This is a genomic window from Cyclobacterium lianum (assembly GCF_900143075.1).
Classification (GTDB): domain Bacteria; phylum Bacteroidota; class Bacteroidia; order Cytophagales; family Cyclobacteriaceae; genus Cyclobacterium; species Cyclobacterium lianum.
Genome location: NZ_FRCY01000017.1, coordinates 117307 through 126668, shown reverse-complemented (window position 1 = coordinate 126668; position 9362 = coordinate 117307). Strand labels below are relative to the sequence as shown.

The window sequence follows — 9362 nt, the reverse complement described above, 5'->3', positions numbered from 1 at the left end:
GGAAAGGACGTCTTCAGTATCAGAATCAGCGGATTCTTTGAACAGTTGGAGCACCGAAAGTACTACAGTTTGGAAGTCGAGTGGGGAAGACCTGGAAAAATGGGCAGGATCAGAACAGTAACTGTCCTGATTTTCAGTATATTGTATTTTATCAAAGATTTTTTTTCGGACATTCGCAAGATATATCCGTCGTGTTTTGGTTGGTATTTTGTACCTTCATAGCTATATGTATAAGACAACATAATTTACCTAAAGTAGGCCGGTTTTCATAAGGAAAATCGGCTTATTTTGTCTCAAGAGGCCATTTTTTTCTTAACTTAATAGCATTGCCCTTTACGTGGGTACAGAATGTTTCAATAAATCTAATGGCTCTATCTGAGGTATAGGAATCAAAAAAATATTTTTCCCTATCAATTTTGGAAAAATCAATGGTCATTAAAAAGTTAATTATTATTCAAAAAGTCATCTAAGGATTTTTCCTTGAAACCACTTTCAGGAATAACTTTTGCAATCTTTTGTCTTTCGCTTGGATTCAAACCAAACTTACCCATTAAAGTATTGTAGTTTTTAAAGGCAATGTTGGCAATGGTAACCCAAGGACTAGTCATTTCATAAGTTGAACCATTTTTGTTTGTTGCTGTATTGACTGCACCGTTTTTTTTCAACATATATTGGGCTTCGATATATTTTCCATATTCAGCCGAAAGCAATTCAAGTGTTTCTAAATCTGTAACTGTTAAAATGCTAGAATCAGAAAGCTTTTTAATATAGCCTTTAAAGAATTCTTTGCCATACTTGTTTAAATGATCTGGAACAGGTAACTTTTTAAAATCAGTCACTTTTTCCGGTTGCATATCATTTTCAATTTGTCTACATTTTCTTATTGTTCCTCTTTTTTCTTTTAGTTCTTTTGGTACTAATATATTTGGCATATTTGGGTAAATTTTGAATCCCTAGAAACTTATAAATTGGATACATAAAAATTGTGGTATCCATTGCGGTTAAGCTTAAAACCACCTTAAATTTCAAATAGGGGATAGGGTACAAATTCAATTACAAAAAGCTTTCACTTTACAATAATTAGAATCATATCAAAAAAAAATCCTATCAGCACTACACCAATAGGATTTCCAAATCTAAATCATTAACCTTATCTATCATTCATAAGTAAATCTTTGTCAACTTAATTTAATATCAGTTTTTCTTTCAGTTCTTTGATACATTTGTAGTTGTATTCAATAGCTGTATGGTAAGTGATATTAAGCTTAATCGCTATCTCCTTATAAGAATAACTTTTAAAATACAAATAAAATACTTTCCATCTAGTAATCTTTTTGTTTACCAAATAATAGTTTTCAAATACATACCTTCTAATCCTAAAAATCATATCTTTATAGGCATCACTATCACATATAGAAGTAACTTCCTTTTTTAAGTCAACTATGGTTAATCCTTCCAAACTATTTACATTCCAATTGAAACTTTTATAAAGAGTGGTTGAATAGTTGAAAACAATTCCTTTAATGTAGTTTTTTAATTTATTGTCTAGTGGTTTGTTGATTAAATCTTTGTTGCAAAGAATCAATAATACTTCCTGTTGTACATCTGGAATATCAGGTTTGTTTTTGATTCTTTTACTTATTGTATTCACATAGTTATAAACATCAAGATTCACAATTCTTAAAAGTTTGATTGAAAGATTTTAATCTAAAGGAATTATTAATTCTAGTGTAACCATCTAAATAAACTTCTAAACCAAAATAATCAATCATTTCATTTTCTATTTCCTGATTCATTTCAATGGCTTTGCTGTGATCTAGCTTTAGTTTGCTACAAATGTATTCATAGGAATAACAGAACAACCTATAAAAGAAAACCTTGTAAGCTTTACGGTTATGGCTTGTTAGTCGCTGTTTAGTCATAACCTTCAAACCTTTTAAAGTAAAACCACTATTCATCTTTCTTTTTAAATTTGTCAATCATCTTATCTAAAAGTGTATCTGTTGTTTTGGTACGTTGGATCAATTGCCCAATCTCATAAGTTAATATCATAAATATTACACCGGATAAACCCACTAAGCATATTTTTAAAGCTAATCCGGTTGCAAAAAATACTGCAATTATGATACATAGAAAGTTAAGTAATATTAGTAGTCTCATTTTTAAAAGTTCCTTTAATTGATGGTTTCAAAAAATAGCAATCCTTTTTTGTGATAGATTTTGTTTCAACTGTGGTTGATGGACAATCAACAGGTGAAACAATTAAATTCTTTTCTTTTTCATTTTTTAGGTTAAACAGTATTATTCCATCCTTATAAATACATAAGTAAAGAGGAATGAAACCTAAGTCAGTGTATTGTATTAAGCTTTCAAATTTGTGCTTTTCTATCAATACATCTGGATAACTGTCAATATTGACATTTCTGGTTTTAACCTCAATTACACAAGGTTCACTTTTGTTTGAAAAGCCTATTAAATCAAATGTATCAAAAGGATTTACTGTACTTGCCAGGTTGGTGAATTTTAATCTGTTTAAAAAATCTATTGCTTTTTCTCGTCCATCTAATTCAAAGTTTACAAAATCGTTGGTTGTACTATCATTCATTGTTAAATTAAAAAATATACCTTAAAAAATATTTAATTAGTAACTTTATTACTATCCAACAAAGATACTAATTAAATAGTTAATATCAAATAATATTATAAAAAATTTATCAGTTCAGGAACTTTTTTTATTTACCCTAATACAAATTTTGGTCTTATAATAATACACCCTTTTGTGACTTTGTTGTTATATCTCTTACTAGTATTATTAACTTCAAAGTATTCACTTATACAAGAACCTTTAGCTGCTTTTTTGATTCCTAATTCGGAATATATTCTTTTAAAAGTTTCTTTGATTTTGTTAGTTGGAATAAAATCACCAATCCTAATATTTGGCTCTAATTTCAGTCTTCGAAAGACCTTTACATTTGAAGTGGTGTTTAAATCAGAATTAACCAATTTTCGCTTTATGTTGGTTACGTTGAAGTTTAAGCTTTCAATTCCTTCAAATCTAATTGTTTCTATTGCTTTTTCTAAAAATGGGTATTTTTTATAAGCACCTTCTAAAATTGATTCTCTTGATAAATCATAGGCAATATTTAGAACAGATTTAACTTTTAAAACAGTATCTTCAAAGTTTTCGCCAATATCATCAGTATTAATTATTACTTTGCTATCATCCAGATAATGATTTTCAACTTTTAAAGAATTCTTTTGGTATTCTTTTATAAGGTTAATTTTAGTCTTATAAATGTGCTTTTTGATTTTAAAATTGTATAAATCATATTTCACTCTGTTTTCATCGAATTTAAATTTATTATCAACTTTTACAAAGTATTCTGAATGGCTGTCTACATTAATAACTTTTCTGTCTTCATCTATTATTTTATTAAAAGTTTCAATTCTCCTTTTAGATACCTTTATTCCTTGATTTACTGACTCCAAGAATTCATCATAGGTTAAATTATTGCTATACCTTGTATTTGTGTACAAGTGCCAAATTTCATCAAAATATTTTGTATCTCTTATCCTGCCCGCTATTTGCTGTAAACTTGTACTTATATCAATTAAAGTATGGGCTTTTGACGGATCACTAATAACAATCATTCTACCCTCTTTATCATACAAATCAACACCTTCAAAAGCTGCGGAAGTAATCAACTGTATCTTTTTTGGTTTGTCGGTTGTTTTTCCTCTTTTAATAGGTAAATCAACTTTATTGCTATCACTGTATAAAAGTCTTGTGTTTGATTCATCCAGCTTACAGGTATTTATCAATTTTTTAATGAAATCAATGCTATTCACAAAAATGTATGCATTCCCTTTAATTTCACCATTTAGGAATCTTTCAATCATTGTTACAGTACTTTTTATTACACCATTCTTAGCTTGTACCGGATTCACTTTTATTTCTATGACATCTTCCCATTTGGCCTCAACCTTTTTTATGTTTTTCAATTCATCTAAGATGAATTCATCTTCCAAAACCGTTGCAGTCATAAATGTATAACTTTTAAAAGTTGTGAATAGATTTAAAACTCCTGTAACTGCTTCATTCCTGAATACATATTTTGTAAAAAATAGATGATATTCATCTATTAAAAGGTTTAATTCCTTAGCCCATCTTTTGAGTTTGTGTAAACTGTCATAGGTAACCATTATCTTTTTTACCCTGTTTTTCATCATATAAGTTTTTATATCTCTTATAAGTGTTTTTCCTGTAACTTTTAAAATAGAATATGGATAAAGGGAATTATTTCTACTTTGTTCTATTTTATTATTTATAAGTGAAATATATGGTACACAAACAACATAATTTTCATTATTGGTTAGTGCTATTGTGGTACCACCTGCACCTACTTTTCCTTTGTCAAAAATACAGTTTTTGGGTAGTTGATTGTGTAGGGCTTCGCCGATAAATTGGGTGCCTGATTTAATTCTAATTAATTGAGTTTTCATAAATGAAGTTGTTTATTTTAAAAAATAGTTTATTTAGGGTGTTACTTTTTTTATTAGTATATACCGTCAATCGAAAAAAGTTACACTTTGAAAAAAATAATAAGGCTTTTGAAGCCTATGAATCTAATTGTATTTGTATCAATTGGGGTTGAGCCAAATTAAAACCACTGTGGTATTTATTCCTTGTGTGGTCTGGTAAGGTGGCTTGTTTTGTATGATGGCTGATACAAACTTAAAAGCACCTTGTATGAGCTGTTGTTGGTATTCCAGAATGTTAAAAGTAATTGGCAGAACCTTCGATACCTCGAATAAAAAATTTAGTTGGGCAGGAAAAGTTTGATTTCTAATGATGAAATCATAAATTTACCTGTAAAATTTTTTAAAAATTCAATTGACAATAGACTTTATACACTTACTATTAGACTTATGTTTGGATTCTTCAAAAAAAGTAAAGAGAAAGAATTTTATGAACGAATGGAAAAATGTCGTAAGGCTTGGGATTTTCTTTCTAAGAATAACCCCTTTGAAGCCGTACCCAATGAGGTTTCCAAACATTCAAAAATTCTTAAAGATAACAGGGTTTGGGTTCAGGAAAATATAAAAGATTTAAAGCCTTATCTTGATAGCTCCCAATTAGAACAAGTAAGAAAAGCTTTTGGATTTTCTTTAACCTATGATTGGATAAAGGATGACGAAAAATAAATTATGTTGCAAAGGTAGTAAACAATTATTAGGTATACAAGGATTGGGTTAAGAAATTTTAAATAAACCGGATGAAATATAAATTATCATAGAACTGTGTATTTTTTTCTTAAAAGTCTTGGATTTTGTATAAGGGTGCTATATTTTTGCAAAATATTCATAAAGGTAGGTATAGTACATAAACCCTTCCGGATTGATACCCCTAGATAGAACGCTTCAGAACCAGCCATACAATAGGCACTGACAGCAAAAAAAAAGTTTGACATTTCTAATGCTCTATCCCTCGTAAGAGCAAATTCCAGTCAAACCACTTAGATCAAATTTCAAATTTCTTTAAACATCAAAGTGTTATGACTTAAATTGTATCACCTAATAAATTCGTCCTATGGCAGTAGAAGCCAAAAACCCATAGATTTGATTTTAAACAACAATTGATTTTAATAATGGAAAATTTAATAAATGATGATAATGTAAATACTGAACCCCAAAACCAACAAAATGAGGGTTTTATAAATGAGGAAAGGCAAATTGTGACCATTCAGCAACCAGAGGCACCTGAAATGCCAGAAAATGAGGAAACAGGCCATATGACCTCCAATATCTATGAATTATTGGTAAAATACCAAAATATTGATTTTGAGAAGGTTAAAGGAATTTTGGTAAATCCAGAGGGTGAAATGTTCCTTTCTGTTGAACAGGCTGAAAACCAAGAAGGCTTAACATACAAAAACCTTGAAAATAAACTATTGAGTGAATTGGAAGAGGTGTTAGGACTGGACAAGAATAAGGCAATAGTGGTGAAAGATGTTCTTAACTCTTTGCTTAGTGGTGCTTCATCTTTGGAAGGCAAGATTCAAGAATTGAATATTGATGAACGTTCAGGACCAGGTAAAAGGCTTCATCTTACTGATAGTGAAAAAGACCTTATTTTCGAATATTGGAACGAATGTAAGGAAATCGAATCCAAAAAGGATTTTGCTGAAAGAATAAACGTTGGTTATCCTGCTGTCAATAAGTTGATCAAGGATAGGGAATAATAAGATGGATATGAAAAATAAAATGAAATCCATTAAAGAGGTTATTTGGTACCAGCTTGATTTGGATGAAAGTGAAAAAGCAGGAACCTTGGAGTTACAATGGGCGGGCAATGATCCGGTATTGATCACCTTCGGCCCTGAGAAGCTTTTTTACGCTCTTACCTTAACTGGCATATTAAAAGGCCAAAAAGGAACCTTAGGAATCATTAACGGTAATGCCTTTATTCCGTAAAGCGACAGGTGAAAAATTCGAACCTTAAAAGGAAAGCACTGTGATTTTGTCGCAGTGCTTTTTTCATTAAAATTAATTATTAACCAAAATTTTATTAAAAATGAAAAGTGAAATGACAATTGCAAAAATCAACGTTGACTTAGGCCCACCTGCCACAGTTTTCTTTTAAAAGTAGGGGAGGAGATAAAAAAAAATGAAAAGTTTTGTGACTGAATGGTGACTGGATTAAAAAAAATCCCTGTAACTATTTAAATTACAGGGAGTTAAAAACGCAAAAGTGGAGCTGGCGGGATTCGAACCCGCGTCCAGATAGGGAAACACCGTACCGTCTACATGCTTAGTCACCGATTGGATTGTCGGCCGAAAGCTGCTGGGTGACACACCTACTTCCGGCTTAGCCACTCATCTTAGCCCTGCTTAGTAGCCTCACAGGGAGCAGCACCGTCAAGTCGACACCCCAACTCTACCCGGACAGTGCAACGGGTAGTGGGATGTGGCCGGGGAGCAACTATCGAAGCTCAACCCTTTAAGCAGTATCTATTCCCCGAAGGGGTAGATTAGGCAGCCATGGCGTAATTAGATTCGCCAAGTATGGTTCGTATGAATCTTTCAAGGCCGTACATACTCCAGCCTGCATGCGAGCCCAGTCCTTACTCCTACTGTCAAAACCGGTCAGCCCCATTCGAAATCAATACACAAAAGTAGTACAAATTTGGTTCCAATTCATATATTAATTCTTACCAGTTTTTTTTAGCAAGCCTTTCAGTCTGGTGTAAAAAACCTCGTCCTTGGCGGACATGCATCATCGGATACATTAGGCTTCCTCATAACGGTATACCCCCATAACCCGAGTTCCTTTTTAACAATCATTTTCTAACAATGAAGAATAAATAGGCAAATCATCGCATCCATGCCGCCAATTTAAGCCGTTGGAAAACGGCTCAATTGCCTAAGTGGTGGCTATTAGTTTTGCTATTCCAAAAAGTATTGTTGTTCAAAACTCGAGAATAATTTTTTAAAAAAAATAGTTTTTGCACCAAGTGATCTTTCCGTGTATAAAATTTGTATTTCCCAAGTACAGATCCGATAACTCGTATAAAATCTTCCATCCAGTTTATCTTTTTAACGAATTTTTATTCTCCTACAAAATCGAATTTTAAAACCATATCAAATTTAAGCAGGTGTCGGCCTTTGGTGAAGGTCCTGCGGATTTTGAAAAGGTTTACCTTGTTACTTTTTTGCTGCAGGTCAAAAAAGTAACCAAAAAACCCCGCCGCTGTGCATCTTTTGGCTAAAATCTGGGTCCTCCCTGCGCATAGGCAAACTCCTCGGGTTTTGTATATTACATCTAAAATATTTTAGGTTTTATCCAAACCCTCGTCAGACATGCCTCTTCCTTTCCTTCCGCACCACCCATATTTTTTAACGCCAAAATCTGCAAGGCGGAAGTGAATTTGGGTTTAGATAATTTTTTGAAGTATGTAAACTACTACTTATTTCTTGTGCGAATGAAATGTATGTGCTTGAAAATACCGATTTCGCAAGCGCATAGTAGGCAATCCGATGCCAATGGAAAATTTTCTTAGTACCCCTTACATTCCAGCAACCTGCTTGGACCAACAAAAAAGGCCATGAGATTCCTCCCATGACCTCTTGACCAACATTTACTATTAAAAAATTATCTTGCGAAAGCACCCAATACCAAATAGGTGGTCAGATCGGTGGTACTGATCTCCTGTGTGGGGTCATGCACCACCAGGAAGCCTTCATATTCCCTGGTCAACTCATTGAAGGAAATCTCCAGCTCATTCCCGGCCATCACCGTTCCTCCATTGCCCTCAATGCCTCCGGCAAAGATGTCGCCATTTGGCGTTTCGTTGTAGGGAGTGCCATTTGGCGTGGTGGAAGGATCTGCAGCATCATGGGCGTGCACCATATAGGTCATGCCGTCCATGGTATTCATCAGGCTGATGGTAATTTTAGAGGTACCGTCAATCCTCTCTTCTACCATGATCTCAGCCATCAGGTTTCTGGCATGCTCACCTTCATAGGCCAGATCCGCATTGTCCAGCAGTTGGCCTTCGTTGAAATCATAGGTGAAGGTTTCCATTCGCAGATTCGCTTCTCCTTCAGGCAGATCCTGCGCAAATGTACCCAGTACCAGATAAGTACCCAGATCTGTTGTGCTCAGCTCCTGCGTTGGATCATGCACCACCAGAAAGCCCTCATAAGTATCCAGCAGCATGTCATAATCCATTTCGGTGTCCATACTTCCGCTGCCCATGCCATTGCTTACACTGATCATCCCGGCAAATATGTCGCCATTTGGCGTTTCGTTGTAGGGCGTGCCATTTGGAGTAGTGTTTGGATCCGCCGCATCGTGTACGTGTACCGGATACTGCATGCCGTCTATTCCGTTTTCCAGACTGATGCTTACCCGTGCATTGCCATTTTCCATTTCTGTGATCTCCAGTTGTGCGCTCAGGTTTCGGGGATGGTCTCCCTCTCCGTCACCATTGTATGCCGTAGCCGGATTGTCGAGCAATTGGCCTTCATTGAAGGCATAGTCAAATGTTTCCATTCCGGGAGTAAAAGGCATTTCCGGTTCCGGATCATCGTTACAGGAAGCAAAGAGCCCTAATCCTGCAAGCAAAAGCCCCAGGTTTAATGTCGTTTTTAAATTCAAGTACTTTTTCATGGTCCATTAAAATTTAGTTGTGTATGTTTTTTCTTGTTTGGCCCCATTTACGAACTGGCTGCCGGCTTTGGATCACTGTCGGTCAAAGTTTTCTTAATTTTTCCGTAAATTGCCCGTCAATAGGCTTCAGGGCTATTTTCCTGCTCAATGGAATTTGCAGGACCTGCTTTTTTAACCGCTAAGACCGAAT

Annotated in this window: 10 protein-coding genes and 1 other RNA gene; 4 read left to right on the top strand and 7 right to left on the bottom strand. The window is 34.1% G+C overall.

The window, feature by feature from the left end; translation table 11 throughout:
• Positions 1–222 (top strand): hypothetical protein (locus BUB19_RS24410; RefSeq protein WP_218588582.1); only part of this gene is annotated, 222 nt, incomplete at its 5' end.
• 221 nt (positions 223–443) lie between these two features.
• On the opposite strand, the gene BUB19_RS20685 is transcribed toward BUB19_RS24410, so the two are convergent.
• The 5 genes from BUB19_RS20685 to BUB19_RS20660 form a co-directional block, all read right to left on the bottom strand.
• Entirely contained in the window at positions 444–932 is a 489-nt protein-coding gene (locus BUB19_RS20685) for a phage terminase small subunit P27 family (RefSeq protein ID WP_073097380.1), read from the bottom strand.
• Positions 933–1183: 251 nt separating this feature from the next.
• Positions 1184–1675: a sigma-70 RNA polymerase sigma factor region 4 domain-containing protein gene (locus BUB19_RS20680; protein WP_073097378.1), complete on the bottom strand. Its 492-nt coding sequence runs from the start codon at positions 1673–1675 to the stop codon at positions 1184–1186.
• A complete protein-coding gene (locus tag BUB19_RS20675) occupies positions 1665–1958 on the bottom strand; it encodes a hypothetical protein (RefSeq protein WP_073097376.1) in 294 nt (97 codons plus the stop codon). The genes BUB19_RS20680 and BUB19_RS20675 overlap by 11 nt, the downstream gene beginning before the upstream one ends.
• A 179-nt stretch (positions 1959–2137) precedes the next feature.
• A complete protein-coding gene (locus BUB19_RS20665; protein WP_073097372.1) occupies positions 2138–2605 on the bottom strand; it encodes a hypothetical protein in 468 nt (155 codons plus the stop codon).
• Between the two features lie 131 nt (positions 2606–2736).
• Complete coding sequence (locus BUB19_RS20660) at positions 2737–4503, bottom strand: hypothetical protein (protein WP_073097371.1); 1767 nt, start codon at positions 4501–4503, stop codon at positions 2737–2739.
• A 321-nt stretch (positions 4504–4824) separates the two neighbouring features.
• Between BUB19_RS20660 and BUB19_RS20655 the strand changes: the two genes are divergently transcribed.
• The 3 genes from BUB19_RS20655 (at position 4825) to BUB19_RS20645 (ending at position 6474) form a co-directional block, all read left to right on the top strand.
• The gene (locus BUB19_RS20655) at positions 4825–5205 is read left to right on the top strand and encodes a hypothetical protein (RefSeq protein WP_073097369.1); all 381 of its coding nucleotides are present in this window, start codon (positions 4825–4827) and stop codon (positions 5203–5205) included.
• A gap of 443 nt (positions 5206–5648) precedes the next feature.
• Positions 5649–6242, top strand: coding sequence for a hypothetical protein (locus BUB19_RS20650; protein ID WP_073097367.1), 594 nt, complete (start codon positions 5649–5651; stop codon positions 6240–6242).
• Between the two features lie 10 nt (positions 6243–6252).
• The gene (locus tag BUB19_RS20645; RefSeq protein WP_143156117.1) at positions 6253–6474 is read left to right on the top strand and encodes a hypothetical protein; all 222 of its coding nucleotides are present in this window, start codon (positions 6253–6255) and stop codon (positions 6472–6474) included.
• 275 nt (positions 6475–6749) lie between these two features.
• On the opposite strand, the gene ssrA is transcribed toward BUB19_RS20645, so the two are convergent.
• Both ssrA and BUB19_RS20635 read right to left on the bottom strand, forming a co-directional pair.
• Positions 6750–7154, bottom strand: a transfer-messenger RNA (tmRNA) gene (gene ssrA / locus BUB19_RS20640).
• Positions 7155–8152: 998 nt separating this feature from the next.
• On the bottom strand, positions 8153–9172 hold the full coding sequence (locus BUB19_RS20635) for a hypothetical protein (RefSeq protein ID WP_073097363.1): 1020 nt from the start codon (positions 9170–9172) through the stop codon (positions 8153–8155).
• Positions 9173–9362: the final 190 nt, after the last annotated feature.